At 69.4% G+C, this 24,207-nt stretch carries 21 protein-coding genes; 16 read left to right on the forward strand and 5 right to left on the reverse strand.

What is annotated here, in order from left to right:
* Window positions 1–11 precede the first annotated feature (11 nt).
* Complete coding sequence (gene greB / locus IEX13_RS04215) at window positions 12–521, reverse strand: transcription elongation factor GreB (protein WP_188661617.1); 510 nt, start codon at window positions 519–521, stop codon at window positions 12–14.
* A gap of 3 nt (window positions 522–524) precedes the next feature.
* Entirely contained in the window at window positions 525–2,150 is a 1,626-nt protein-coding gene (locus IEX13_RS04220; protein ID WP_188661619.1) for an AbgT family transporter, read from the reverse strand.
* A gap of 124 nt (window positions 2,151–2,274) precedes the next feature.
* Here IEX13_RS04220 and IEX13_RS04225 point away from each other — a divergent pair, with 124 nt between their 5' ends.
* The gene (locus IEX13_RS04225; RefSeq protein ID WP_188661621.1) at window positions 2,275–2,820 is read left to right on the forward strand and encodes a LemA family protein; all 546 of its coding nucleotides are present in this window, start codon (window positions 2,275–2,277) and stop codon (window positions 2,818–2,820) included.
* Window positions 2,817–4,544 (forward strand): DUF2207 domain-containing protein, encoded by a 1,728-nt coding sequence (locus tag IEX13_RS04230; protein ID WP_188661623.1) that lies wholly within the window; start codon window positions 2,817–2,819, stop codon window positions 4,542–4,544. The genes IEX13_RS04225 and IEX13_RS04230 overlap by 4 nt, the downstream gene beginning before the upstream one ends.
* 7 nt (window positions 4,545–4,551) lie before the next feature.
* Here IEX13_RS04230 and IEX13_RS04235 read toward each other — a convergent pair whose 3' ends face one another.
* Window positions 4,552–6,048 carry a helicase HerA-like domain-containing protein gene (locus tag IEX13_RS04235; RefSeq protein WP_188661625.1) on the reverse strand — a complete coding sequence of 499 codons (1,497 nt, stop codon included), beginning with the start codon at window positions 6,046–6,048 and terminating at the stop codon, window positions 4,552–4,554.
* A gap of 127 nt (window positions 6,049–6,175) precedes the next feature.
* On the opposite strand from IEX13_RS04235, the gene IEX13_RS04240 reads away from it, so the two are divergent.
* Both IEX13_RS04240 and IEX13_RS04245 read left to right on the forward strand, forming a co-directional pair.
* Window positions 6,176–7,609 (forward strand): transglycosylase SLT domain-containing protein, encoded by a 1,434-nt coding sequence (locus IEX13_RS04240; protein WP_188661627.1) that lies wholly within the window; start codon window positions 6,176–6,178, stop codon window positions 7,607–7,609.
* A gap of 76 nt (window positions 7,610–7,685) precedes the next feature.
* Window positions 7,686–9,152: an amidohydrolase family protein gene (locus tag IEX13_RS04245; RefSeq protein WP_188661629.1), complete on the forward strand. Its 1,467-nt coding sequence runs from the start codon at window positions 7,686–7,688 to the stop codon at window positions 9,150–9,152.
* 602 nt (window positions 9,153–9,754) lie between these two features.
* Here the strand turns inward: IEX13_RS04245 and IEX13_RS04250 are convergent.
* Window positions 9,755–11,791: a 3-hydroxyacyl-CoA dehydrogenase NAD-binding domain-containing protein gene (locus tag IEX13_RS04250; RefSeq protein ID WP_425488994.1), complete on the reverse strand. Its 2,037-nt coding sequence runs from the start codon at window positions 11,789–11,791 to the stop codon at window positions 9,755–9,757.
* Window positions 11,792–11,941: 150 nt separating this feature from the next.
* Here IEX13_RS04250 and rpoE point away from each other — a divergent pair, with 150 nt between their 5' ends.
* The 11 genes from rpoE (at window position 11,942) to recO (ending at window position 21,465) form a co-directional block, all read left to right on the forward strand.
* The gene (gene rpoE, locus IEX13_RS04255) at window positions 11,942–12,535 is read left to right on the forward strand and encodes an RNA polymerase sigma factor RpoE (RefSeq protein ID WP_188661634.1); all 594 of its coding nucleotides are present in this window, start codon (window positions 11,942–11,944) and stop codon (window positions 12,533–12,535) included.
* On the forward strand, window positions 12,532–13,182 hold the full coding sequence (locus IEX13_RS04260) for an RseA family anti-sigma factor (RefSeq protein ID WP_188661636.1): 651 nt from the start codon (window positions 12,532–12,534) through the stop codon (window positions 13,180–13,182). Before rpoE ends, IEX13_RS04260 begins: the two co-directional genes overlap by 4 nt.
* The gene (locus IEX13_RS04265) at window positions 13,179–14,111 is read left to right on the forward strand and encodes a MucB/RseB C-terminal domain-containing protein (protein ID WP_188661637.1); all 933 of its coding nucleotides are present in this window, start codon (window positions 13,179–13,181) and stop codon (window positions 14,109–14,111) included. Before IEX13_RS04260 ends, IEX13_RS04265 begins: the two co-directional genes overlap by 4 nt.
* Window positions 14,104–14,556, forward strand: a complete 453-nt coding sequence (locus IEX13_RS04270) for a SoxR reducing system RseC family protein (protein WP_188661639.1) — start codon at window positions 14,104–14,106, stop codon at window positions 14,554–14,556. The genes IEX13_RS04265 and IEX13_RS04270 overlap by 8 nt, the downstream gene beginning before the upstream one ends.
* Entirely contained in the window at window positions 14,553–16,043 is a 1,491-nt protein-coding gene (locus tag IEX13_RS04275) for a Do family serine endopeptidase (protein WP_188661641.1), read from the forward strand. Before IEX13_RS04270 ends, IEX13_RS04275 begins: the two co-directional genes overlap by 4 nt.
* 99 nt (window positions 16,044–16,142) lie before the next feature.
* Window positions 16,143–17,936 carry a translation elongation factor 4 gene (gene lepA, locus IEX13_RS04280; RefSeq protein WP_188661644.1) on the forward strand — a complete coding sequence of 598 codons (1,794 nt, stop codon included), beginning with the start codon at window positions 16,143–16,145 and terminating at the stop codon, window positions 17,934–17,936.
* 35 nt (window positions 17,937–17,971) lie between these two features.
* Complete coding sequence (lepB, locus tag IEX13_RS04285; RefSeq protein ID WP_425489076.1) at window positions 17,972–18,784, forward strand: signal peptidase I; 813 nt, start codon at window positions 17,972–17,974, stop codon at window positions 18,782–18,784.
* Between the two features lie 26 nt (window positions 18,785–18,810).
* On the forward strand, window positions 18,811–19,191 hold the full coding sequence (locus tag IEX13_RS04290; protein ID WP_188661646.1) for a DUF4845 domain-containing protein: 381 nt from the start codon (window positions 18,811–18,813) through the stop codon (window positions 19,189–19,191).
* Window positions 19,184–19,840, forward strand: a complete 657-nt coding sequence (gene rnc / locus IEX13_RS04295; RefSeq protein ID WP_425488995.1) for a ribonuclease III — start codon at window positions 19,184–19,186, stop codon at window positions 19,838–19,840. Before IEX13_RS04290 ends, rnc begins: the two co-directional genes overlap by 8 nt.
* Window positions 19,837–20,748 (forward strand): GTPase Era, encoded by a 912-nt coding sequence (era, locus tag IEX13_RS04300; protein ID WP_188661648.1) that lies wholly within the window; start codon window positions 19,837–19,839, stop codon window positions 20,746–20,748. Before rnc ends, era begins: the two co-directional genes overlap by 4 nt.
* Before the next feature lie 3 nt (window positions 20,749–20,751).
* On the forward strand, window positions 20,752–21,465 hold the full coding sequence (recO, locus tag IEX13_RS04305; RefSeq protein ID WP_188661650.1) for a DNA repair protein RecO: 714 nt from the start codon (window positions 20,752–20,754) through the stop codon (window positions 21,463–21,465).
* Between the two features lie 42 nt (window positions 21,466–21,507).
* Here the strand turns inward: recO and IEX13_RS04310 are convergent, their stop codons facing one another.
* Window positions 21,508–22,179: a response regulator gene (locus IEX13_RS04310; RefSeq protein ID WP_188661652.1), complete on the reverse strand. Its 672-nt coding sequence runs from the start codon at window positions 22,177–22,179 to the stop codon at window positions 21,508–21,510.
* Here IEX13_RS04310 and IEX13_RS04315 point away from each other — a divergent pair.
* Complete coding sequence (locus IEX13_RS04315; RefSeq protein ID WP_188661654.1) at window positions 22,178–24,199, forward strand: intermembrane phospholipid transport YdbH family protein; 2,022 nt, start codon at window positions 22,178–22,180, stop codon at window positions 24,197–24,199. The genes IEX13_RS04310 and IEX13_RS04315 overlap by 2 nt on opposite strands.
* Window positions 24,200–24,207 lie beyond the last annotated feature (8 nt).

Raw genomic sequence — 24,207 nt, forward strand, 5'->3', positions numbered from 1 at the left:
TTGCGGGCTTCCTACGAGATGACTTCGTAGGTCACGGCGATGACCAGGTAACGCGCCGGCCCCGCCGGCAGCTGTACTTCGAATTCATCGTCCACGCGCTTGCGCAGGGCCGCGCGCGCCAGGGGGGAATCGACGCTTATCCAGCCGGCCCTGGCATCGGTTTCGTCCGGTCCGACGATGCGGTAGCGCACGTTGTCGCCGCTTTCGACGTCTTCGATCTCGAACATCGCGCCGAAGAAGATCGCGCCCGGGTCGGACGGCGGGCCTTCGGCGACCTTCAGGACCTCGATGCGTTTGGTCAGGTAGCGCACGCGACGGTCGATTTCGCCCAGCTGCTTCTTGCGGTAGGTGTATTCCGCGTTTTCGCTGCGGTCGCCCTCGGCCGCGGCGTCGGCCAGGGCCTTCACCACCACCGGCCGCCGCACGCGCCAGAGCTCGTCGAGTTCGGCGCGCAGGCGGTCGAAGCCGGCGCGGGTGATGATCGCCGTTGATTTTTCCCCCGGCGGACGCCAGCGCGACATGGCTCAGCCCGCGACGGGCGTCGCCGGCACGTAGATCAGCGGCGAGTCGGGGCCGATCGGCAGTTCGAACCAGATCCAGAAGCCGAACATGATGCTCCAGCCCAGCAGGAACACGATCGAATACGGCAGCATCGTCGCCACCAGGGTGCCGATGCCGGCCTTGGGTTCGTAACGCTGGAAGAAGGCGATGATCAGCGCGAAATAACTCATCATCGGCGAGATGATGTTGGTGACGCTGTCGCCGACGCGGTAGGCCACCTGGGTCATTTCCGGCGAATAGCCCAGCAGCATGAACATCGGGATGAACACCGGCGCCATCAGCGCCCACTTGGCCGACGCCGAACCCATGAACAGGTTCACCACGGCGGTGAGCAGGATGAAGCAGATGAACAGCGGGATGGTCGGCAGGTCCCATGCACGCAGCAGGTCCGCGCCCTCGACCGCGAAGATCAGGCCCAGCTGACTCCAGTTGAAATAGGCTACGAACTGAGCCGCGAAGAACACCAGCACCATGTAGCTGCCAAGCGTGCTCATGCTGACCGACATGCCCTTGAGCACGTCGTTGTCAGAGCGGATCGTTCCGGCACCGACGCCGAAGGCGACGCCGGCGATGACGCCATACAGGAAAATGACGACGACCACGCCCTTGAGCAGGGGCGAACGCAAGATGTCCTGGTCTGCATAGAGCAACCAGCCCGAGCCAGGAATCTGTGGCAGGTGGATGACCGCGCCGAAGAGCTCGAACTGCGGGCCATGTGCCGGGTAGCCGCCCCAGAACAGCAGCACGCTGAAGACCATCACCGCCCAGAACGCCCAGCGCATCCCTCGCTGTTCGGCCGGACTCAGGGCCTGGGAGTCCGGGGTGGCCCCATCGGCCATCGGTAGCGCCGAGCCTTCCGGCGGGTCCGGGAACTTGGGGGCGATCACCTTTTCGGTCACGAACCAGCCCAGCAGCGTAATCACCGGGGTCGAGGCGATCATGAAGTACCAGTTCGCCGCGGCGCTGACCGTGTAGGTCGGATCGATGATGCGGGCGGCTTCCTGCGAAAGGCCGGATAGCAGCGGATCGATGGTGCCGATGGCCAGGTTGGCCGAATAGCCGCCGGAAACGCCGGCGAACACCGCGGCCATGCCCAGGATCGGATGGCGGCCCGCCGAGATGAAGATCAGGGCGGCCAGCGGGATCAGCAGCACATAGCCGATCTCGCTGGCGATGTTCGACATCACGCCTGCGAATACTAGTACGGGCGTCAGCAGGTGCCTCGGGGCCGCCAGCACCAGGCGCCGCAGCGCGGCGCTGATCAGGCCGCTGTGTTCGGCCACGCCGATGCCGATGAGCGCGACCATCACCACGCCCAGGGGCGCGAAGCCGGTGAAGTTGGTGACCGTGCCGGTGAGCATGCGGTGCAGGCCGTCGATGCTGAGCAGGTTCACCGGGGTGACCGGCTCACCGGTGGATGGGTGCGCCGCGCTCAGGCCCGCCATCGACGTCACCCACGACAGCACCACCACGCCCAGGGCCAGCAGGGCGAACAGGGTGGCGGGATGGGGCAGGGCGTTGCCACCGCGCTCGACGATGGTCAGGAAGCGGTCCATGAGGCTGCGCTTCTTGGTCGCGAAATCGGCCATTCAACTCTCCGGGAATCGTGGGTGGGCCGCCATGACCGGCCCGGGGCGCCCGACTATAACCGAGGGTGGGCAGCCATCGCCCGGGATGTGGATAATCTGCCAGGTCTCGCAGGGGGAACCGAACATGACGATGTTCCTGGCCATCACTGGCCTGGTGCTGGTGCTCTGGGCCGTATTCACGTTCAACCGGCTGGTGCGCCTGCGCAACCAGGTGCGGGCCGGCTGGAGCGACATCGACGTGCAGCTGATGCGCCGCCACGACCTGGTGCCGCGCCTGGTCGAAGCGGTGCGTGCCTACGCCGGCCATGAAAAGGCCGTGCTCGAGAACGTCACCGAGCTGCGCGCCCAGGCCATGCAGACCTCGTCGCCGGCGCGCCTGGCCGGGCTGGAGGGGCAGCTCGAGGCGGGCCTGGGCCGATTGATGCTGCTCAAGGAGGCCTACCCCGACCTCAAGGCCAGCGAAAACTTCCTGAAGCTGCAGAACGACCTGGTCGAGGTCGAAGACCACCTGCAGTACGCCCGGCGCTTCTACAACGGCGCGGTGCGCGCCAACAACGACGCCGTGCAGCGTTTCCCGGACCTGGTGGTGGCCCGCAGCTTCGGTTTCGGCGAAGCGGAATTCTACGAAGCCGACGAAGGCTCGCGCGCGGCGCCGCGGGTGTCGGCATGAGCCGCCTGTTCGCGCTGGCCGCCTGCCTGCTGCTGGCCTGGGTCGCCCCGGTGGCCGCGCAGGAACGCATCAAGGTCTACCACGCCGACATCACCGTGCTGGCCGATGGGTCGATGGAGGTCACCGAAAACATCACCGTGCGCGCCGAGGGCAAGCGCATCCGCCGCGGCATCTACCGGGATTTCCCCACGCGCTACAAGGACCACCTTGGCAACCGCTACGTGGTGGATTTCGAGGTGCTCGGCGTCAAGCGTGACGGCGAGCCCGAGGCCTGGTTCACCGAAAAGCAGTCCAACGGCGTGCGCGTGAACACCGGCGGCGACAACTTCCTGCCGGTGCCGGCCGACTACACCTTCTCCATTCGCTACCGGACCACGCGCCAGATTGGCTTTTTCGACGAACACGACGAGCTTTACTGGAACGTCACCGGCCTGGGCTGGGACTTCAGCATCGAACGCGCCAGCGCCACGGTGAAGCTGCCGGCGCCGGTCGCGCCCGCGGACATGCGGCTGGAGGCCTACACCGGCCGCGGCGGCGAACAGGGCAGTGATTACGTTGCCCGTGCAGCCGGTCCGGGGGTGGCCGAATTCGAAACCACGCGGACGCTGGGGAGCTACGAAGGACTTACCCTGGTGGTCGGGTTCCCGAAGGGCCTGGTCGAACAGCCGTCGACGAGCCAGCGCCTTGCCTGGCTGCTGCGTGACAACGGCGGCATCCTGGTGGCGCTGGCCGGCCTCATGCTGCTGCTGGCCTGGTACCTGCGCAGCTGGCACCGCGTCGGCCGCGACCCGCCGCCGGGTTCGATCTTCCCGCGCTACGAGGCGCCGGAAGGTTTCACCCCGGGCGAACTGCGCTACCTGTGGAAACAGGCCTACACCGACCGCTGTTTCGCCGCCGACATCGTTGACCTGGGCGTGCACGGGCACGTCCTGGTGCAGCAGGACGGGGCCAAGGACTGGGTGCTCGAACGCAGCGCCAGCGCCGAGCCGATCGCCTCGGAAGCGCAGCGCCAGCTGCTGGACAAGCTGTTCTCCAAGGGCAACCGGGTCGAGCTGGAGAACACCAACGCCTCGGTGATCGGCGGCGCGCGCATGAAACACATCGCCGCCCTGGACAAGCGCATGCACCCGGCCTACTTCAAGCGCAACGGCCTGCCGCTGTTGCTGGGCTGGCTGTTTTCCTTCGGCTATGGCTGGCTGGCCTTCGTGGTGGCGGGCGGCAGCGGCATACCCTTCATCATCCTGCTGCTTGCCCTGGCCCTGGTTGCCCACCTGCTGTTCGCCTACCTGATGAAGGCACCGACGCCCGATGGCCGCGAGCTGCTGGACGCCATCGAAGGCCTGCGCCTGTACCTGGGCGTGGCCGAGCGCGACGAGCTGGCCCGGCTGGCCAAGCCGGGTGGCCCCGCGGCGCCGTCGCCGGATCCCGAACGCTACCAGGCGCTGCTGCCCTATGCGCTGGCGCTGGACGTGGAAGAGGCGTGGACCAAACACTTCACCGCCGCGGTCGGTGCGGCCCAGGCCCAGGAAACCGCGCGCTCGATGGGTTGGTACCGGGGCTCGACGGCGTCCATGGCCAGCCTGGGGGCGATGAGCAGTTCGCTGGGCAATGCGCTCAGTTCGCAGATATCGTCCTCGTCGTCGCCGCCGGGATCGAGTTCCGGTGGCGGTGGTGGCGGTTCGTCGGGCGGTGGTGGCGGCGGTGGCGGCGGTGGCGGGCGTTAAGCCCGCCTCAGCGCTTCTTCCCGCCCATCAATCCGCCCAGCAGGCCACGCAGGATCTGCCGGCCGATGCCGTTGGCCACCGTGCGCGTGGCCGATTTGGCGGCGGCCTCGACCGCGCCCTGCCGGCGCTTGGTGCCCCAGAGGAATTCTTCGAAGCGGGACTTCTTCTCCGGCTCGCCCTTCGCCGCCGGGCCACCCGGTTTCGCCGAGGGGGCCTCGGTCGCCGCTGCCTGCTCGGCGCGCGCGGCCAGCATCTCGAAGGCCGATTCGCGGTTCACAGCGGTGTCGTACTTCCCCCCGACCGGGCTGCGCGAGCGCACCAGTGCGCGTTCCTCATCGGTGATCGCGCCCATGCGGCAGCGCGGCGGGCAGATCAGCGCACGCTCGACCGGCATCGGCACGCCCTTGGCCATCAGCATCGACACCAGGGCCTCGCCGACGCCCAGTTCGCCGATGGCCTTGGCCACGTCCACCTTCGGGTTCTGCACGAAGGTTTCCGCGGCAGCGCGCACGGCTTTCTGGTCGCGCGGGGTGTAGGCACGCAGGGCGTGCTGGACACGGTTGCCCAGCTGGCCCAGGACTTCGTCGGGCACGTCGTCGGGATTCTGCGAGCAGAAATACACGCCCACGCCCTTGGACCGGATCAGGCGCACGACCTGTTCCACCCGCTGGCGCAGCGCCGGCGGGCAGTCGTCGAACAGCAGGTGGGCTTCGTCGAAGAAAAAGACCAGCTTGGGTACGTCCAGGTCGCCCACTTCCGGCAGGGTCTCGAACAGTTCGCTCAGCAGCCACAGCAGGAAGCTCGAATACAGGCGCGGCCGCAGGATCAGCTGGTCGGCGGCGATCAGGTTGATGACGCCCCGCCCGGACATGTCCTGGCGCATCAGGTCGGCCAGCTGCACGGCCGGTTCGCCGAAGAACTGCTTGCCGCCGTCCTGTTCCAGGCGCAGCAGGGCGCGCTGGATGGCACCCACCGACTGCGGGCTCACCAGGCCGTATTGCCTGGAGATCTCTGCGCGGTTTTCGGTGACGAAGTTCAGCAGGGCGCGCAGGTCGTCGAGGTCGAGCAGCAGCAGGCCGTGGTCGTCGGCCATCTTGAAGGCGATGTCCATCACGCCCGACTGGATGTCGTTGAGCTCGAGCATGCGCGACATCAGCGGCGGCCCGATTTCGGACACCGTCGTGCGCAGCGGATGGCCGAGCTTGCCGTACAGGTCCCAGAACACCACGGGGCTGGCTTCGTTGGCGTAGCCCTGGATGCCGATCTGCTGGACGCGGGCGGCGATCCTGTCGTTCATCGTGCCGGGCATGGCCAGGCCGGCGATGTCGCCCTTCACGTCGGCCATCACCACCGGCACGCCCAGGCGGGAAAAGCCTTCGGCCATCACCATCAGGGTGACCGACTTGCCGGTGCCGGTGGCGCCGGCGACCATGCCGTGGCGGTTGCCGTACTTGCCAAGCAGGTGCACGGGCAGCTCGCCCTTGCCGATCAGGAGGTCGCTCATCCGGTTGGAGCTCCGCTGGGGGTCGGCCCGATTCTAGCCGCTGACAGCCGGCAGCTGCCCGCGCCTTGCCGGCACCGCGTCCGGGCCGCTAGGCTGCGCGCCTGATCCGCCTTGCCCGTGAGCCCCGATGCCCCGTTCCCTGATCCTGGCGGCCCTGCTGCTGTCCCTTTCCGCCGCTACCGGGGCCGAGGCCAAGCGCACGCCCAAACGCGTCGACGTGCTCTACCAGGGGCTGGACCAGGCCAACCAGGCTTACCGGTCCGGGCTCGAGCAGCTGCGCGCCGGCGAAACCGACGCCGGCCGCGAGGCGATGCGCCAGGCCGCCGCGGCCCTGATGGATGGCGCGCGCCGCTGCCAGCACACCCGCGGCTGCGACGTCGAACGTTTCATCGGTGCCTACGACGCCCTGCTTCAGCACGGCGCGACCCAGCTGGCCGGTGACGGCGAAGGCTTCGGCGCCACGGGCGAGGCCGGCACCAGCCAGGGCGAAGGCGGCGTGCTGGCGACGATGCCGGCGTCCGGCCGCGCCGTGGCGATGCTCAACGGCCGCGACCTGCGCGAGGTGATCGAGCTCAACGAGCCGGTGCGCGCGGCCATGGCCGAATGGCTGACCTGGATGCGCCCGCAGCTGATCACCAGCTGGGAAAACTACCAGCAGATGCGATTCCTGATGTGGCCCGAGTACGAACAGGCTGGCCTGCCCGAAGCGCTGCTGTTCGGCATCCTGGCCAAGGAATCGAACGGCCGCGTGCATGCGGTGTCGCGCGCGGGCGCCGCGGGGCCGATGCAGTTCATGCCGGCCACCGGGGCACGCTTCGGCCTGGGCTGGCGCGACGGCTTCGACACCCGCTACGACCCGCAGCTGGCCGCGCGCGCCAGCGTGCTGTATTTCAACGAACGTTTCGCCGAACTGGGCGACGACCTGGCCTTCGCCGTGGCCGCCTACAACGGCGGCGAGGGCAGGGCGCTGCGGCTCAAGCGCGAGGCCGGCGACAAGTCCTTCTGGGATCCGCAGGTGTACGGACAACTGCCGCCGGAAACCCGCGACTACGTGCCCTACGTGCTGGCCGCGGCCTGGCTGTTCCTGCACCCGGAAGACTATGGCCTCGAGTTCCCGGCCGTGGACGGGGCCGCGACGGTGATGAAGCTGCAGGCGCCGGCGTCGATCTACCAGCTGTCGATCTGCCTGGGAGGCCCGCGCGAGGGGTACTTCCGCGCGCTGCGCAATCTCAATCCGCGCCATGAACCGCACGCGGCCATCGCCGCCGGCACCGAACTTCGCGTACCGGTGGCGGTACCGCCCGAGTACCAGGCCCACTGCGTGGCTGGTCCCCGCGCGCAGATCGCCTCGAACCTGATGGCGGCCAGCAAGCCCACTACGGTGGCGACGGCCACGCGCCAGCCGGCCAGGACCTACCAGGTGAAGTCCGGCGACACGCTCAGCGGCATCTCGCGCCGGCACAACTGCGAAGGCCCGGTGGCCCTGGCCAAGGCCAATGGCCTGCGGGCGCCGTATGTCATCCGTTCCGGCCAGCGCCTGCGCCTGGTCGGCTGCAGCTGAGCCGGCTGGCCACCTGCACGCGGATTTAAGGTCGGGCAGGGCTACTATTCCGCGGGTCAGCTTCCCGGGGAACGCCATGAGCCAGCGCCAGGATCCGGACGGGCGCCGCCTGCCGGTCAAACTCGACAGCACCAGCAACGGCGAGTTCACGCCGGTGCCGCTGGCGCCCGAACACCACCACGCCAACGCCCTGGCGCACGACCAGGCCGAGCTCAACGCACGCCGGCTGGGCGTGTCGCGACGCGGCTTCCTGGTCTCGGCCTGCGGCGCCGCCAGCAGCCTGCTGGCGATGAACGCGGCCTATGCCGCGGCCGGCAAGCGCGGCGGCTTCTTCCAGGTGCCGGCCGAGGCGGCGCTGGAACCGGCGGCCGCCGAAGCGGCGGTGTCGGGCAAGGAATTCATCTTCGACGTGCAGGGCCATTTCGTGAACCCGACCGGCGCCTGGACCCGGGCGCTGCCCGAGGCCGCGAGGCCGCTGTCGGGGTTCGGGACGCAGGGCTGCGCCGCGGCGGCGCTGGGTGGCCGGCTCGACCACCTGCAGTGTTTCGGCCCGGATGCGTTCCTGCGGGACATCTTCCTGGACTCGGACACCTCGCTGATGGTGCTGAGCTTCGTGCCGTCGACGCGCGAGGGCGAGCCGCTGACGATCGAGGAGGCGGCGGCGACCGCGGCGATCGTCGAAACGATGCAGGGCACGCACCGGTTGTTCCTGCACGGCCGCGTGAACCCGAACCAGGCCGGCGACCTGGAGGACATGGACCGGCTGGCCTCGCAGTTCAGGATCAGCGCCTGGAAGACCTATACGCAGTGGGGGCCGAACGGCGAACGCGGTTTCTGGATGGACGACGACGCCGGCCTGGCGATGATCGAAAAGGCCCGCAAGCTGGACGTGCGCAACATTGCGATCCACAAGGGACTGCCGTTCGGGCCGCGTAGCTACGAGTACAGCACCTGTGCGGACGTGGGGCGGGTGGGCAAACGCTTCCCGGACGTGAACTTCCTGATCTACCACTCGGGTTTCGTGACGGACAAGGCCGAGGGCCCCTACGACCCGGCGCGCAAGGACGGGATCGATGCGCTGGTGACGTCGGTGCGGGAAGCGGGGCTGGGCAAGGGCAGCAACGTGTACGCGGAGCTGGGTTCGACCTGGCGGTTCCTGATGCGCGACCCGGATTCGGCGGCGCACGCGCTGGGCAAGCTGCTGCTGCACCTGGGCGAGGACAACATCCTGTGGGGCACGGATTCGATCTGGTACGGCAGTCCGCAGGACCAGATCCAGGCGTTCCGGACGTTCCAGATCAGCGCGGAACTGCGAGAGAAGCACGGGTATCCGGAGCTGACGCCGGCGATCCGGGCGAAGATCTTCGGGCTCAACGCGCTCAGGATCTATCCGGTGGCCCGCGAGGTGCTCGACCAGCACCTGCGCGGCGACGCGGTGGCCCGCGCCCGCGAAAACTATCGCAACGACCCGGACCCCAGTTTCCTCACCCACGGCCCGCGCACCCGCCGCGAGTTCCTCAACTTCAAGGCCTGGGGCGGCTGACCCCGCCGGGGTCTTGCGGGAGCGCCTTCAGGCGCGAAGCCTTTGACTTTGGCCTTTGGCCTTTGGCCTTTGGCCTTTGGCCAAGTAAAGCGTCGCCCTCGGTGCTTTCGCGAGTGGAGGCGCCGCGCATTCGCCCCGTCCGACACGCCGCAAGTACGTCCATGTAGGCTCATCGTCGACATCCATGTCTCCGATGGTCGGCCGGGGCGAATGCGCGACACCTCCCGGAAAGGGCGTCGTTGGCGAGGTGAAAAGCGACAGCCAAAGAGCGACAGCCAAAGAGCGAAAGCCAATGCACCGCCTGATGATTGCGGTCTTCTTTTGGCTTCTCGGGCTTTTGCTTCCCGGCGCGGGCACCGCGCCGGCATTCCTGTCGGCCCCGACAGTCTGTCGAGGAGGTAGCGTGCATCCGCCTTTGCCGACCATCGGAGACATGGATGTCGACGATGAGCCTACATGGATGTACTTGCGGCGTGTCGGCAAAGGCGGATGCACGCTGCCTCCACCCGCGAATGCGGCCGGCCCTGAACTTGGCCGAAGGTCAAGGGCAGAAGCTTCGCGCCTGAAGGCGCTCCTACAAAAATGTGCAGGAGCGCTTCCGGTCAGTCCGCGAGGGAGTCCCAGCCGGGGCGGGGAGTGAAGCGGTCGCCGTGTTTGGCGGCCAGTTCCTGCAGGCGGGCCTTGAGCTTGGCCGCGCCGACTGCGCGGATGTGCTGGATCGGGCCACCGCGGAAGGGCGCGAAGCCGGTGCCGAAGATCACGCCTGCGTCCAGCAGGTCCGCGTCGGCCACCACCCCGTCGTGCAGGCAGCTCACCGCTTCGTTGAGCAGCGGCAGGATCAGCCGGTCCTCGAGGTCGTCGGGCGCCGTGTAGTCGGCCGGCACCGGTGCCTTCACCGGCTTGCCGTCTTCCCACTTGTACAGCCCCTGGCCGTCCTTCTTGCCGCGCTTGCCTTCTTCGACCTTGAACGCATCCGGCAGCGCCTGCCCGTGGAAGTCGGCCATGATCTTGCCCACGCTCGCCGCCACGTCCAGGCCCACCGTGTCCACCAGTTCGATCGGCCCCATCGGCATGCCGAATTTCAGCGCCGCCTTGTCGATCACCGGGCCCGGGATGCCTTCGGAGAACGCGATGATCGCCTCCTGCATGTAGGGCGCCAGGATGCGGTTGACCAGGAAGCCCGGCGTGCCCGCCACCGGCACCGGCAGCTTGTCGATCGCGCGGCAGAACGCCGCCAGCCGGCGCTGCGTGTCTTCGGCCATGGCGTCGTGCTGCACGATCTCCACCAGCGGCATCAGCGCCACCGGGTTGAAGTAGTGCAGGCCGGCGAAACGCGACGGATCCTTGCGGCCCTCGCGCAGCTGTTCCAGCGGAATCGACGAGGTGTTGCTGACCAGGAGCGCACCCGGCTTCAGGGTTTCTTCGACTTTCGCGAACAGGGCCTGCTTGGCTTCCAGGTTTTCGAAGATCGCCTCGATCACCAGGTCGGCCTGGGCCACGCCGGCGCCTTCGATGTCGGCCTTCAGGCGTTCGCTGGTGGCCTTGCGCTTGCCCTCGTCCTTGACCTTGCGCTCGAACAGCTTGGCGGCGCGGTCGAGCGCCGGCTGCACGTATTTCATCTCGCGGTCCTGCAGCGTCACCTCGAAGCCGCGCAGCGCGCACCAGGCGGCGATGTCGCCGCCCATCACCCCGGCGCCGATGACGTGCACCTTCTGGATGCCATGGTCCTTGCCGCCCAGGCTCTTGAGCCTGTCCATCAGGAAGAACACCCGCACCAGGTTGTGCGCGGTCGGCGTGCCGGCCAGTTTCACCACCGACTTCGCTTCGGCCTTGAGCGCGGCGTGCACGCCCAGGCCGCCGCTGCGGCGCCAGGTGTCGATAAGCGCGTAGGGCGCCGGGTAGTGCTCCTTGCGCGCCTTGCGGGCCACCTGCTTGCGCATCTGCGGGGCGAGGATGGCGCGGGCCGGGCCGGTATTGGTGGCCCAGGCCAGGAAGCGCTGCTTGAACGGGCGCTTGGCGCCGCGTTGCGCCAGCTTCACCGCTTCGTCGAGCAGCAGGGCTGGCTCGACCACCTTGTCGACCAGGCCCATGGCCTTGGCCGCCGAAGCCGACAGGCTGCGGCCGGTCAGCATCAGGTCCATGGCCGCCGGGGCGCCGACCAGGCGCGGGGCGCGCACGCTGCCGCCCCAGCCGGGATAGATGCCCAGCTTGATCTCGGGCAGGCCGATGCGGGTCTTTTCGTCGCGGCTGGCGACGCGGTAGCGGCAGGCCAGGGAAATTTCGGTGCCGCCGCCCATGCAGTGGCCGTGGATGGCCGCGACGGTGGGGCAGCGCAGTTCGGCAAGTTTCTGGAACACCAGCTGGCCGTGGCGGATCCAGGCTTCGGTCTGGCCCTTGGCAGCGATGTCCTCGAAACCCTTGATGTCGGCGCCGGGGATGAATCCTGCGGCCTTGCCGGAAATGATGACCACGCCCTTGGGTGGCTCGAGCGCGATGCGCTCGACCATGGCCTCGAGTTCGTCGAGCACGGCGCGGCTGAGGGCATTGACGTTCTGGTCGGCGCGGTTGAGCGTCAGCACCAGGATGCCGTCGGGGCGTGGGTCGGCCTGCCAATGGGCAAGGCGAAGTCCGTCGAACATGGCGGGCTCCATACGTGGGGGTAGGGAAGGAAGCCCGTATCATCCCGGTGGGACCCCGGGGGGTCAACGTCGGCCGCGGGCCGGGCGGAACTTTCCCGGGTCACGGATGTCCATGTAGCGGCCCGGATGGCCGCAGGAGCAGCGGCCCGGATGGGCGACAACGAACAGGACCTGGCCCTCGTCAAGCGTGTTCAGGCAGGCGAAAACGCGGCTTTCGACCTTCTGGTGCGCAAGTACCAGCACCGGATCGGCGCCGTCATCTATCGCTTCGTGCCCGACCACGCCGAGGTCCAGGACATTGCCCAGGAGGCCTTCATCCGCGCGTATCGCGCGATGGCGGGCTTCCGTGGCGACGCCCAGTTCTATACCTGGCTCTACCGGATCGCCGTGAATACCGCCAAGAACCACCTCGCCGCCGCCAAGCGCCGCCCGCCCACCGCCGACATCGCCGCGGAAGACGCCGAACACCACGCCAGCGCCGGCCGGCTGCACGACCACGACACCCCCGAGCACCAGCTGCTGCGCGGCGAAATCGAGCAGACCGTGACCGACACCGTCGCGGCGCTGCCCGAGGAACTGCGCCAGGCCATCACCCTGCGCGAGGTGGACGGCCTGAGCTACGAAGAAATCGCTCAGCTGATGCAGTGCCCGATCGGCACCGTGCGATCCCGCATCTTCCGCGCCCGCGAGGCGATCGACGCCCGCTTGCGCCCCCTGATGGACACAGAGCGAGTCCGCCCATGAGCCCGCCCGACCAGACACTGCTTGAAGACCTCTGCGCCTGGATCGACGGCGAACTGCCGCCCGACCAGGCCCGCTTCCTCGAACGCCGCATCGCCAACGAACCGGCGCTGCGGGCGCAGGTCGAACGCTGGCAGCTGGCCTCGGCCAGCCTGCGTGGCCAGCCGCTGCGCCTGATGCCAGGCGACCTCGCCGACCGGGTGGCGGCAGCCGTGCGCGCCGAGCCGGCGCCGCGTTCGCGCCATCGCTGGTCCTGGGCCGCGGGCATCGCGGCATCGGTGCTGGGCCTGGCGCTGCTGCCGGGCCTGGTCGGGCAGGGCGGCTCACCGGGCCTGCCGCCGGCGCCGGAGCTGGCGCGCAATGAAGCCAGCGTGCGGCCGCCGCTGCTGGACGTGCCGGCCACCCGTGTTTCCCCGGTGCCGCGCGAGGACATCCGCGAACTGGCCGCCGGCCTGGCCGGCGAGCCGTCCGCGCGTCCGTGGCCACGTTCGCCGCTGGGCCAGGACGACCGGGCGATGGAGGCCTACCTGGTGCGGCACAACGCGCTGATGGCGTCGGACGGCCTGGGCGGTTTCATGCCTTACGTGGACGTCGTCGCGCACGGGGAGCCGGGCGCCGTCGAGCAGGACAGCGAACAAGACCGCCAGTGAAACGATTCCTGCTGACCGCCGCCCTGGTCCTGCTTGCGCCTGCGGCGCTGGCCGCCGCGGACGCGGCCAGCTGGCTGGCCCGGGTGGGGCCCGCGCTTCGCGGCCTGGACTACCAGGGCACCCTGGTGGTGGTGGCCGATGGCCGCGTGGACACGCTGCGGGTTTTCCACCGCGTCGACGGGGGCCGCGAGCGCGAGCGCCTGGTGGCGCTGAGCGGCCCGCCGCGCGAGGTGATCCGCGATGGCAGCCGGGTGATGTGCATCGGCACCGGTGATGCGCCGGTGGCCTACGACATGGGCCAGGCCGGACGCTGGAGCGAGGCCCTGGCGATTTCCGAAGCCGCCGGCCTGGCCGGCTACCGGGCCCGCCTGGGCGGGGCGGGCCGCGTGGCCGGACACGCCGTGCAGCGGGTGGAAGTGCTGGCCACCGATCCCTGGCGCTACGGCTATCGCCTTTGGCTGGAAACGCGCACCGGCCTGCCGCTGCGCGTGGACCTGCTCGACGGCCGCGGCCGGACCATCGAACAGGTGGCCTTCACCGACATCAGCCTCGACCAGCGACCTTCCGACGCCGACCTGGCGCCGTCCGCGCCGGCCGAACTGGAGCAGGTGTCGGCCCTGCCTTCTCACGCCGGCGAACCGGCGGGCTGGGGCGTGCCGGCGCCGCCGGCCGGGTTCCGGCTGCGGGCGACGCGGCCACTGCCCGACGACGGGGTGCATCTGCTTTACAGCGATGGGCTGGCCAGCGTTTCGGTCTACGTCGAACGCGTCGGCGGTGGCCTGCGCGGCGATGCCCGTCGCCAGCGTGGCGCCGTGCATGCACGGTCGTTCTGGCTCGATGGCTGGCAGGTGCTGGCCATCGGCAAGGTGCCGGCGGCGACGGTGGACCGGTTCGCGCGCACCGTGCGGGCGGTGCCGGTCGATGGCTGAGCGCGACGCCGAAGTCATCGGCGCCCAGGGTCGGCGGCTGTCGCTGCGCCTGCTGGGCAGCGCCTGCGACGGCTGCGCCGGTGGCTGTGGCGGCCGCTGCAGCCTGTTTGCCGGCGCCGGCCGCGATGCGTTCGAACTCGACGTCGACGACAGCGCCGCGTTTGAACCGGGTCGGCGCCTGCGCCTGCGGCTGGACGACCAGGCCCTGCGCCGGGCGGCCTGGCGGGGCTATGGACGCGTGCTGCTGGGCCTGTTGGCCGGCGCCGTGGCCGGGCACCTGATTGGCCTGGCCTGGGGCCGCCATGGCGACCTGCTCACGCTTGCCGGCCTGCTGTCGGGAACTTTACTGGCGGCGCGCTTCTCCAAGCCGCGCCTGCCCGAGCCGGAAATCCTGAGCCTTGGGGCCGAACCAAATTCCGATCCACGAGGGAAAACACAGCCATGAAAAATTCCATTCCCCGAAGCCTCCTGCTGGCCCTGGCGCTTGCCGCGGTATCACCGGGCCTGGTCGCGCAGACACGCGACGCGGCGCCGGCCGGGCAGGCGACGCTGGAAACCCCGGTGGTGAACCTCCCCGACTTCACCCGCCTGGTCGAAGCCGTCGGTCCGGCGGTGGTCAACATCGAAGCCAGCAGCGGTGGCAACGGCGGCCGGGAAGCCGCCGGCGCGCGCGGTGGCGCGGAGCCGACGCCGGAGGACATGCCCGAGTTCTTCCGCCGCTTCTTCCGCCAGCCCGGCATGCCGGGCATGCCCGACCGCATCCCGCGCGGCGGCACCTCGCAGGGCAGCGGCTTCATCATTTCCAGCGATGGTTACGTGCTGACCAACCACCACGTCGTCGCCGGCGCCGACCGCATCATCGTGCGCCTGAGCGACCGCAACGAACTCGAGGCCGAGCTGGTCGGCTCCGACCCGCTGTCCGACGTCGCGCTGCTCAAGGTCGAAGGCCGGGGCCTGCCGGTGCTCAAGACCGGCGACTCGCGCAATCTCAAGGCCGGCCAGTGGGTGCTGGCGATCGGCTCGCCCTTCGGCTTCGAACATTCGGTCACCGCCGGCATCGTCAGCGGCGTCGGCCGCCGTTCGCTCGACCCGAGCCAGCAATACGTGCCCTTCATCCAGACCGACGTGGCGATCAACCGCGGCAATTCGGGCGGCCCGCTGCTCAATACCCGCGGCGAAGTGGTGGGCATCAACTCGCAGATATTCTCCAATTCCGGCGGCTACATGGGCGTGAGCTTCGCGATACCGATCGAAGTGGCCATGAACGCGGTGCGCCAGCTGCGCGAAACCGGCACGGTCACCCGCGGCCAGCTCGGCGTGCGCATCCAGGACGTAGATCGCGAGCGCCTGGCCGAACTCGGCCTGGACCGTCCGACCGGCGCTTTCGTCGACTCGGTCGAAAACGGCAGCGCCGCCGACAAGGCCGGCATCCGCCCCGGCGACGTGATCACCCGCTTCAACGGCCGCGAGGTGCTGCGTTCGTCCTCGCTGCCGCCGATGGTCGGCGCGCTGCCGCCGGGTAGCCGCGCCACGGTGACGGTGATGCGCGAAGGCAAGGCCCGGGAACTTGTGGTCACCCTGTCGGCGCTGGACGTGGCCTCGGTGAACCCGACGGGCCCCGCCGGCCGCCCGGCGGCCCCGGAGGCGGCCACCAACCCGCTGGGCCTGGAAGTCGAGGCCCTGGACGCCGCGGCCCGCTCGGCCATGGGCCTGGGCGCGGGCGAGGGGGTGCTGGTGTCCCGGGTGACCGGTCTGGCGGCCCGCCAGGCCGGGCTGGCCCCGGGCGACGTCATCCTGCGCGTTGGCCAGGACGAGGTCGGCTCGGTGGCCGAGTTCGAGGCCGCCACCGGCGGCATGAAGTCGGGCGACGAGGTCCGCCTGCTGGTCCGCAACGCCCGCAGCACGGGGTTCGTCAGCTTCGTGCTGCGCTGAACCCCTGGCGTGCCCCGGCCGGCCCGTGCGGGCCGGGCCGGGGTCGCTGTGCGATAATGGCCCGTTTATGGCCACGTACCGGTAATCCGACCGCCCCGCATGCAGCACATCCGCAATTTTTCCATCATCGCCCACGTGGACCACGGCAAGTCCACGCTCGCCGACCGCATCATCCAGCTGTGCGGCGGCCTGCAGGCGCGCGAGATGGAGGCCCAGGTGCTCGACTCGAATCCCATCGAGCGCGAGCGTGGCATCACCATCAAGGCCCAGTCCGTCTCCTTGCCTTACACGGCCAGGGACGGCGTCACCTACCAGCTCAACTTCATCGACACGCCGGGCCACGTGGACTTCAGCTACGAAGTCAGCCGGTCGCTGGCGGCCTGCGAAGGCGCGCTGCTGGTGGTGGACGCGGCCCAGGGCGTCGAGGCGCAGTCGGTGGCCAACTGCTACACCGCGGTCGAGCAGGGCCTGGAAGTGGTGCCGGTGCTCAACAAGATCGACCTGCCCACGGCCGACATCGACAAGGTGAAGAAGGAAATCGAGGCCGTCATCGGCATCGACGCCGAAGACGCCATCGCCATCAGCGCCAAGACCGGGCTGAACGTGGTGGACGTGCTCGAAGCCATCGTCAAGCGCATACCGCCACCGAAGCCGCGCGAAACCAACAAGCTGCAGGCGCTGATCATCGACTCGTGGTTCGACAACTACCTGGGCGTGGTGTCGCTGGTGCGGGTGATGCAGGGCGAGATCAAGCCCGGCGACAAGATGCTGGTCATGTCCACCTGCCGCACCCACCTGGTCGACAAGGTCGGCGTGTTCACGCCCAAGCGCAAGGAGCTGGCCAAGCTTGGCGCCGGCGAGGTGGGCTGGATCAACGCCTCCATCAAGGACGTGCATGGCGCACCGGTCGGCGACACCCTGACCCTGGCCAACGACCCGGCGCCGGGCCCGCTGCCCGGTTTCCAGGAAATGCAGCCGCGCGTGTTCGCCGGCCTGTTCCCGGTGGACGCCGACGACTACCCGGGCCTGCGCGAGGCGCTGGAGAAGCTCAAGCTAAACGACGCCGCGCTGCGCTTCGAACCGGAGAGTTCCGAGGCCATGGGCTTTGGCTTCCGCTGCGGCTTCCTGGGCATGCTGCACATGGAGATCGTGCAGGAGCGCCTTGAGCGCGAGTACGACCTCAACCTGATCACCACCGCGCCCACCGTCGTCTACGAAGTGCTGATGAACGACGGCACGACGCTGCCGCTGGACAACCCGGCCAAGCTGCCGCCGCCGACCAAGGTGCAGGAGATCCGCGAGCCGATCATCCGCGCCAACATCCTCACGCCGCCCGATTACGTCGGCAACGTGATCAAGCTGTGCGAAGAAAAGCGCGGCCGCCAGGTCGGCATCAACTACCTTGGATCCCAGGTGCAGATCAGCTACGAACTGCCCATGGCCGAGGTGGTTTTGGACTTCTTCGACCGGCTCAAGTCGGTGTCGCGGGGCTACGCCTCGCTCGACTACCACTTCGAACGCTTCGAGGCCGGTCCGTTCGTGCTGGTGGACACGCTGATCAACGGCGACAAGGTCGATGCGCTGTCGTCCATCGTGCACCGCAGTCACGCCGACCGCCGCGGCCGCGACATCTGCGAGAAGATGCGCGAGCTGATCCCGCGGCAGATGTTCGACGTCGCCATCCAGGCCGCCATTGGTTCGCAGATCATCTCGCGTTCCACGGTCAAGGCCATGCGCAAGAACGTGCTGGCCAAGTGTTACGGCGGCGACGCCACCCGCAAGAAGAAGCTCCTGGAGAAGCAGAAGGAAGGCAAGAAGCGCATGAAGCAGGTGGGCCGCGTGGAAATCCCGCAGGAAGCCTTCCTGGCCGTGCTCCAGGTAGACAATAAATAAGCGGCCCCCGCCGCGAGGAAGCCACACGCGTGAAAATCGACCTTGCCCTGATCCTGACGTCCCTGGCGGCCCTTACCGGACTCGTCTGGCTTCTCGACCGCCTGCTGTTCGCGCCCAAGCGCCGCCTGATGCAGGCCGAGGGCGAGGAAGTGCACGAGCCGGTGGTGGTCGACTACGCCCGCCAGCTGTTCCCGATCATCTTCATCGTGCTGGTGCTGCGCAGCTTCCTGGCCGAACCCTTCCGCATCCCGTCCAGTTCGATGATGCCGACCCTGCTGGTCGGCGACTTCATCCTGGTCAACAAGTTCGCCTACGGCATCCGGCTGCCGGTGCTCAACACCAAGATCATCGACGTCGGCGCGCCCGAGCGCGGCGACGTGGTGGTGTTCCGCTACCCGGGCATGGGGCCGGACGACCCCAACGCCGGCGCCGACTACATCAAGCGCATCGTTGGCCTGCCGGGCGACCAGATCACGTTTCGCGACCAGACGCTGCTGGTCAACGGTCAGCCCGTGCCCAAGCAGGCCGCCGGTGTCTACGTGGGGTCCGGCCAGGGCCGCGCCATGACCGGCGCCACCCGCTTCGAAGTGGACCTCGATGGCCGGCTGCACGCCACCCTGGAAACCAGCCCCTTCTCCAGCCCGCGCGCCGAAGGCGTATGGGAAGTGCCGGCCGGGCACTATTTCGCCATGGGCGACAACCGGGACCGCAGCGAGGACAGCCGCTACTGGGGTTTCGTCCCGGAGAAGAACCTGGTGGGCAAGGCGTTCACCATCTGGCTCAACTGCGAGGGCTGGTTCTGCTCCGGGGCGTTTGACTACACCCGGATTGGCGATACCATCCGCTGAAAGGGGCGATCCCCGGGGGAGTGGACATGGTTAGCAAGCCGCGTGGCATGACGTTGATGAGTTTCCTGATGGTCCTGGTGGTGGTCGGTTTCTTCGCCCTGATCATCATGAAGCTGTTCCCGATGTACAGCGAGTACCTCAACCTCAAGGGGGTGATGGAAGAGTTCGCGGCGCAGCCGAACTCCGGGTCCACGCCACCTGCGACGATCTTCCGTGACCTCGAGCGCCGTCTTGACATCGCCTATGTCAATTCGGTGAAGAAGGAGCACGTCAAGGTCTTCCGCGAAGGTGGCGTTGCCAAGCTCAACATCGCCTACGAAGTGCGCGTGCCGCTGTTCGGAAACCTCGACGTGGTTGGCAAGTTCGACAACACCGTCGACCTGACCGGCCGTCCTGCGAGTGACTGACCCGATCACCCATCGATTCAGATCACCCGAACTGCTGCAACAGGCCCTCCGGCACCGCAGCGCCGGATCGCCGCACAATGAACGCCTTGAATTCCTCGGCGACGCCCTGGTCAACCTGGTCGTCGCCGAGGCGCTTTACGAGCGCTGGCCCAAGGCCGACGAAGGCACCCTGACCCGCGCCCGCGCGAGCCTGGTCCGCGAATCCTCGCTGGCCGAACTGGCGCGGCGGCTGGAGCTGGGCGACCGGCTCGAGCTGGGTCCCGGCGAAATGAAGAGCGGTGGCCATCGCCGCGACTCGATCCTGGCCGATGCCGTCGAGGCGATCATCGGCGCCGTGCATCTTGATGCCGGCTTCGAGGCCTGTCGCGAGATGGTGCTGGGCTGGTTCGATGCGTCGCTGGACGAACTGCCCACCGGCAAGGCGGAAAAGGACCCCAAGACCCGCCTGCAGGAATGGCTTCAGGGTCGCCAGCTGCCGCGTCCGACCTATCGTCTGGTCGAAACCACCGGCGACGACCACGCCCGCGTGTTCCACGTCGCCTGCGAAACCACCGATCCCCCGCTCGAGGAGCAGGCCCAGGCCAGCTCCCTGCGCGCCGCCGAACAACTCGCCGCCGAACGCGTGCTGGCGACGCTGGAGAAGAAGTGAATCCCCCCGAGTCCCCGCAGACCGCCTACCGCGCCGGCACCGTCGCCGTGCTGGGCCGCCCCAACGTCGGCAAGTCCACCCTGGTCAATGCCCTGGTGGGGGCCAAGGTCAGCATCGTTTCGCCGCGGCCGCAGACCACCCGCCACCGCCTGTTGGGCATCGCCAGTTTTGACAACGGCCAGCTGCTGCTGGTGGATACGCCGGGCATCCACCGCGAGCAGAAGCGGGCGATGAACCGCATGATGAACCGTGCTGCGCGCGGCGCCGTCGAAGGGGTGGACGCCGCCGCGCTGGTGATCGAGGCCGGACGCTGGACCGAAGAAGACGCCCTGGCCTACGGCGCCCTGCACGCCGCCGGCGTGCCGGTGGTGCTGGTGGTCAACAAGGTCGACAAGATGCCGGACAAGACGGCCCTGCTGCCCTTCATCGCCGAAGTCACCCGCGAACGCGTGTTCGCCTCGGTGCAGCTGGTGTCGGCGCTCAAGTCCAAGGGCCTCGATGTCCTGGTCAAGGACCTGCTTTTCCTGATGCCGGAATCGGCGCCGATCTACGGCGAAGACGAGATCACCGACCGGAGCGAACGTTTCCTGGCCGGCGAACTGGTGCGCGAACAGCTGATGCTGCGCCTGGGCGAGGAGTTGCCTTATTCGACCACCGTCGAGATCGAGCGTTTCGAGGAAGACGGCGAGATGCTGCGCATCGCCGCCATCGTCTGGGTCGAACGCGAAGGCCAGAAGCCCATCGTCATCGGCAAGGGCGGCGAGCGCATGAAGGCCATCAGCACCGGCGCCCGCATCGGCATGGAGCGCCTATTCGGCCGCAAGGTCTTCCTGGAAACCTGGTGCCGAGTGCGCGAGGGCTGGTCGGACGACGAGGCCGCGCTGCGGCGCTTTGGTTATTCGGACTGACCCATGCGCGTGCTCGCGCAGCCGGCCTTCGTGCTGCATGCGCGCCCCTGGCGCGAAACCAGCCTGATCGTTGAACTGCTGACCCGCGACCACGGCCGGGTCGGCGTGGTCGCGCGCGGCGTGCAGGGCGCCAAGCGGCACCCGCTGCGCGCAGCCCTGCAGCCCCTGCAATGCCTGCGCGCCGATTTCCTGCCGCGCGGCGAGCTGGCGCGTCTGCTGCAGGCCGAAGCCGTCGACGCGGCGCCGCGCCTGGCCGGCGACGCGCTGATGGCGGCGTTCTACGTCAACGAGCTGGTTCTGCGGCTGTTGCCGCGCAACGACCCGGCGCCGGAACTGTTCGAGCGTTACGGCGAGCTGCGCTCGCGGCTTGGCGACGAGGCGGGGCCGGCCTGGCAGCTGCGGCGCTTCGAGCGCGACCTGCTAGAGCTCCTGGGCTACGGCCTGTCCTTCGAAGAGGGCGAAGACGGCGAGCCGCTCGACCCGGCCGCCCGCTACCTGCTCGACGCCGAGCGTGGCGCACTGCGCGACCGCAGCCACGCGCCGGGCTCCACGTCCGGGGCGGCCCTGCTGGCGCTGGCCCAGGACCGGCAGCCCCCGCCGGACCAGCTGCAGGAACTGCGCGGCGCCCTGCGCGGCGTACTGGCCGCGCACCTGGGGCCGACCGGGCTCAAGTCCTGGGGCCTGCTGTCGGAACTGGCGCGACTGGGCCGCGACTAGGGCCGCGACCAGGGCCGCGAACAGGGCCGCGAACAGGGCCGGTCAGGCGCCGGCAAGCAGGCGCGCCGAACAGGCATCGAACCGCTGCAGGGCGACGGCATCGTCCGGTGCCGCATGCAGGGCGCCTACGGCGGCCAGCAGGGGCAGGGCGCCGACAAACCCGCAGCCGGCCTTGAGCCGGTGCAGCTGCGCGCGGGCCGCGGCCTGGTCGCCCGCGCGGCAGGCGGCCAGCACCTGTCGGCGCTGTTCGGGCAGTTCGTCCAGGAACAGCTGGCGCAAGGTATGCAGCGCCGCCGCCTGGCCGGCCACCGCGGCCAGTCCCGCGGCATCATCCCAGGGCGGCAGCAGCCCGGCCGGCAATACGGCCGCCACCGCGGTTCGCAGATCGGCCAGGGCCAGGGGCTTGGCCAGCACGCGCAGGAATCCGTCCACGGCGGCATCCGGGTCGGCGCTCAGCGCCAGGGCCGGCGTCGCCAATCCGGCCGCCCGCAGCCGGGCCAGCAACGCATCGCCGCGACCATCGGGCAACTGCAGGTCGAACAGCCAGAGCGCGTGCCCGCCGCCGGCCGCCAGGTCGGCCGCTTCGGTGACGCTGGCGGCGTGGTCTACCCGCGCCGGGAGCGATTCAAGCCCGGCCCGCAGCGCGGCCGCGCTGGTGGGGTCGTCTTCGAGCAGCAGCAGGTGCGGGATCAAAGGCACTATGCTGGCAAGCATGCGGCGACCCAACCGACTCGGCAAGTTCCTGTGTGGCGGATTGCTGGCGCTGGCGCTGACGCCGGCGGCAGCCCGCGAACTGCAGCTGCAGGTCGGGGCCGTGCGCAATGAAGCGGCCAGCCTTGAAGACGTGCGGGTGACGCTGGCCTGGCCCGACGGTGCCGCCGCCGGGGAACTGGCGCTGGAAGCGTCGCGCCTGCAGGTGCCGTCGCTGGGCCAGGACCTGCGCGCAGTGCGCTGGCGCTGCCCGCTGTCGCGGGACGCCGACGGCCAGTGGCAATGCGAGGGCCCGGTCGGCGCGGCGGGTGGCAGCGGATCGCTGGCCGTGTCGCTGTCCGCGGCCCGCATCGACGCCTTGCTGGCCACGCGCGGCAGCGGGCTCGGCTACGCCTGGCACGCCGGCGCGCCCGACCGCCACCAAGTGGACCTGCGCGCGGTGCCTGTGGCCTGGCTCCGGGCCTTCCTGGCGACGCTGTGGGAAGACGGGCAGTGGACCGGCGGCCGCCTGGACGGCCGGGTGTCGGTTCGCACCGGCGAGGCCGTGTCCGTGGACGCCGACCTCGGGCTCGCGGATGTCGGCCTGGAAACCCCCGACGGCTGGCTGGCCGCCGCCGGCATGCAGGGCCGCCTGCAGGTGGACTACGACGGCGTGGCGCCGCGCCCGCGCACGGCGATCGAATACACCGCGCGTGGTGGCGAATTCCTGGTCGGCAGCCTGTACGTGCCCCTGCCCGCAACGCCGGTGCAGGTGGACGTCGAAGTGTTCGCGCGCGATGGCGGCGGCTGGGACCTGCCGGCGTTCTCCTGGCGCGATGGCAAGGTGCTGCAGGCCAGCGGCTCGGCGCGGCTGGGCGCGGACAACGCGCCCACCGACCTGGACATCAGGCTTGCCCTGGACGACCTGGCGCCGGCCCGCGACCGTTATCTGGCCGGCTTCCTTGCCCCGGCCGGCTTCGGCGACCTGGTGCTGACCGGCGGCATGCAGGCGCAGCTGCGCATGGCCGACGGCCAGTGGCGATCGCTGGCGCTCGGCCTGGAGCGCCTGAACGCGATCGATCCGCGCCAGCGTTTCACCCTGGCCGGCCTGCACGGCAACCTGCGCTGGAACACCGGCGACGCGCCGGCGCCGGGCGAACTGGCCTGGGACAGCGCCGCGCTGTTCGGCATCGGCCTGGGCCATGCCCGGCTGGGTTTCACCAGCGCCGACGGCCAGCTGCAGCTGGCCGCCCCGGTGCCCATCCCGGTGCTCGACGGCCAGGTGCGTCTGGACCACCTGCGCTGGCAGCCGCCAGGCGACGGCCAGGGCACCCGTTTCGCGCTGGGCGCGACGCTGCAGGACCTGGACCTGGGCAGCCTGTCCCAGCGCCTGGGCTGGCCTGCCTTCGAGGGCAGCATCAGCGGCCGCATCCCGGCGGCGCGCTACCAGGACAACCGGCTCACCCTCGACGGCGGCCTGACGATGCAGCTCTTCGGTGGCTCGGTGGCGCTGTCGAGCCTGGAGATGGAACGTCCCTTCGGCGTGGCGCCGACGCTGTCGGCGGACGTGGTGATCGAGGACATCGACCTTGAACCGCTGACGGCCGCCTTTGGCTTTGGGTCGATCACCGGCCGGCTCGATGGCCGCATTGACGGACTGCGCATGGTGGACTGGTCGCCGGTGGCCTTCGATGCGCGCCTGCAGTCGGACCCGGACTGGAAAGGCCGGCGCCGGATCAGCCAGCGCGCGGTCGAGGACATTTCCAAGGTCGGTGGTGGCGGTGGGCTGATGGGCGGCCTGCAGGCGCAGGCGCTGCGCCTGTTCGACGACTTCCGCTATGCCCGGCTGGGCCTGGCCTGCCGGCTGCGCGACAACGTCTGCCAGATGGACGGCGTGGATTCAGCGGGTGATGGCTATACCATCGTGCAGGGTGCGGGCCTGCCGCGTATCCAGGTGGTGGGCTTCCGCCGCCGCGTCGACTGGCCCACGCTGGTGGACCGCCTGAAGGCGGCCACCGAAGGGCAAACCCCGGTCATTCAATAGAGGGCAAG

The organism is Arenimonas soli, assembly GCF_014643775.1.
GTDB classification, from domain to species: domain Bacteria; phylum Pseudomonadota; class Gammaproteobacteria; order Xanthomonadales; family Xanthomonadaceae; genus Arenimonas; species Arenimonas soli.

Bases quoted from the DNA above. Each gene is read 5' to 3' on its own strand.
- recO (WP_188661650.1), top strand. From the start codon at position 20,752: ATGCGCGTGCTCGCGCAGCCGGCCTTCGTGCTGCATGCGCGCCCCTGG.
- IEX13_RS04220 (WP_188661619.1), bottom strand. From the start codon at position 2,150: ATGGCCGATTTCGCGACCAAGAAGCGCAGCCTCATGGACCGCTTCCTG.
- IEX13_RS04260 (WP_188661636.1), top strand. From the start codon at position 12,532: ATGAGCCCGCCCGACCAGACACTGCTTGAAGACCTCTGCGCCTGGATC.
- rpoE (WP_188661634.1), top strand. From the start codon at position 11,942: ATGGGCGACAACGAACAGGACCTGGCCCTCGTCAAGCGTGTTCAGGCA.
- IEX13_RS04225 (WP_188661621.1), top strand. From the start codon at position 2,275: ATGACGATGTTCCTGGCCATCACTGGCCTGGTGCTGGTGCTCTGGGCC.
- lepA (WP_188661644.1), top strand. From the start codon at position 16,143: ATGCAGCACATCCGCAATTTTTCCATCATCGCCCACGTGGACCACGGC.
- greB (WP_188661617.1), bottom strand. From the start codon at position 521: ATGTCGCGCTGGCGTCCGCCGGGGGAAAAATCAACGGCGATCATCACC.
- IEX13_RS04275 (WP_188661641.1), top strand. From the start codon at position 14,553: ATGAAAAATTCCATTCCCCGAAGCCTCCTGCTGGCCCTGGCGCTTGCC.
- IEX13_RS04270 (WP_188661639.1), top strand. From the start codon at position 14,104: ATGGCTGAGCGCGACGCCGAAGTCATCGGCGCCCAGGGTCGGCGGCTG.
- IEX13_RS04250 (WP_425488994.1), bottom strand. From the start codon at position 11,791: ATGTTCGACGGACTTCGCCTTGCCCATTGGCAGGCCGACCCACGCCCC.
- IEX13_RS04245 (WP_188661629.1), top strand. From the start codon at position 7,686: ATGAGCCAGCGCCAGGATCCGGACGGGCGCCGCCTGCCGGTCAAACTC.
- IEX13_RS04310 (WP_188661652.1), bottom strand. From the start codon at position 22,179: ATGCTTGCCAGCATAGTGCCTTTGATCCCGCACCTGCTGCTGCTCGAA.
- IEX13_RS04235 (WP_188661625.1), bottom strand. From the start codon at position 6,048: ATGAGCGACCTCCTGATCGGCAAGGGCGAGCTGCCCGTGCACCTGCTT.
- IEX13_RS04230 (WP_188661623.1), top strand. From the start codon at position 2,817: ATGAGCCGCCTGTTCGCGCTGGCCGCCTGCCTGCTGCTGGCCTGGGTC.
- IEX13_RS04240 (WP_188661627.1), top strand. From the start codon at position 6,176: ATGCCCCGTTCCCTGATCCTGGCGGCCCTGCTGCTGTCCCTTTCCGCC.
- IEX13_RS04315 (WP_188661654.1), top strand. From the start codon at position 22,178: ATGCGGCGACCCAACCGACTCGGCAAGTTCCTGTGTGGCGGATTGCTG.
- IEX13_RS04290 (WP_188661646.1), top strand. From the start codon at position 18,811: ATGGTTAGCAAGCCGCGTGGCATGACGTTGATGAGTTTCCTGATGGTC.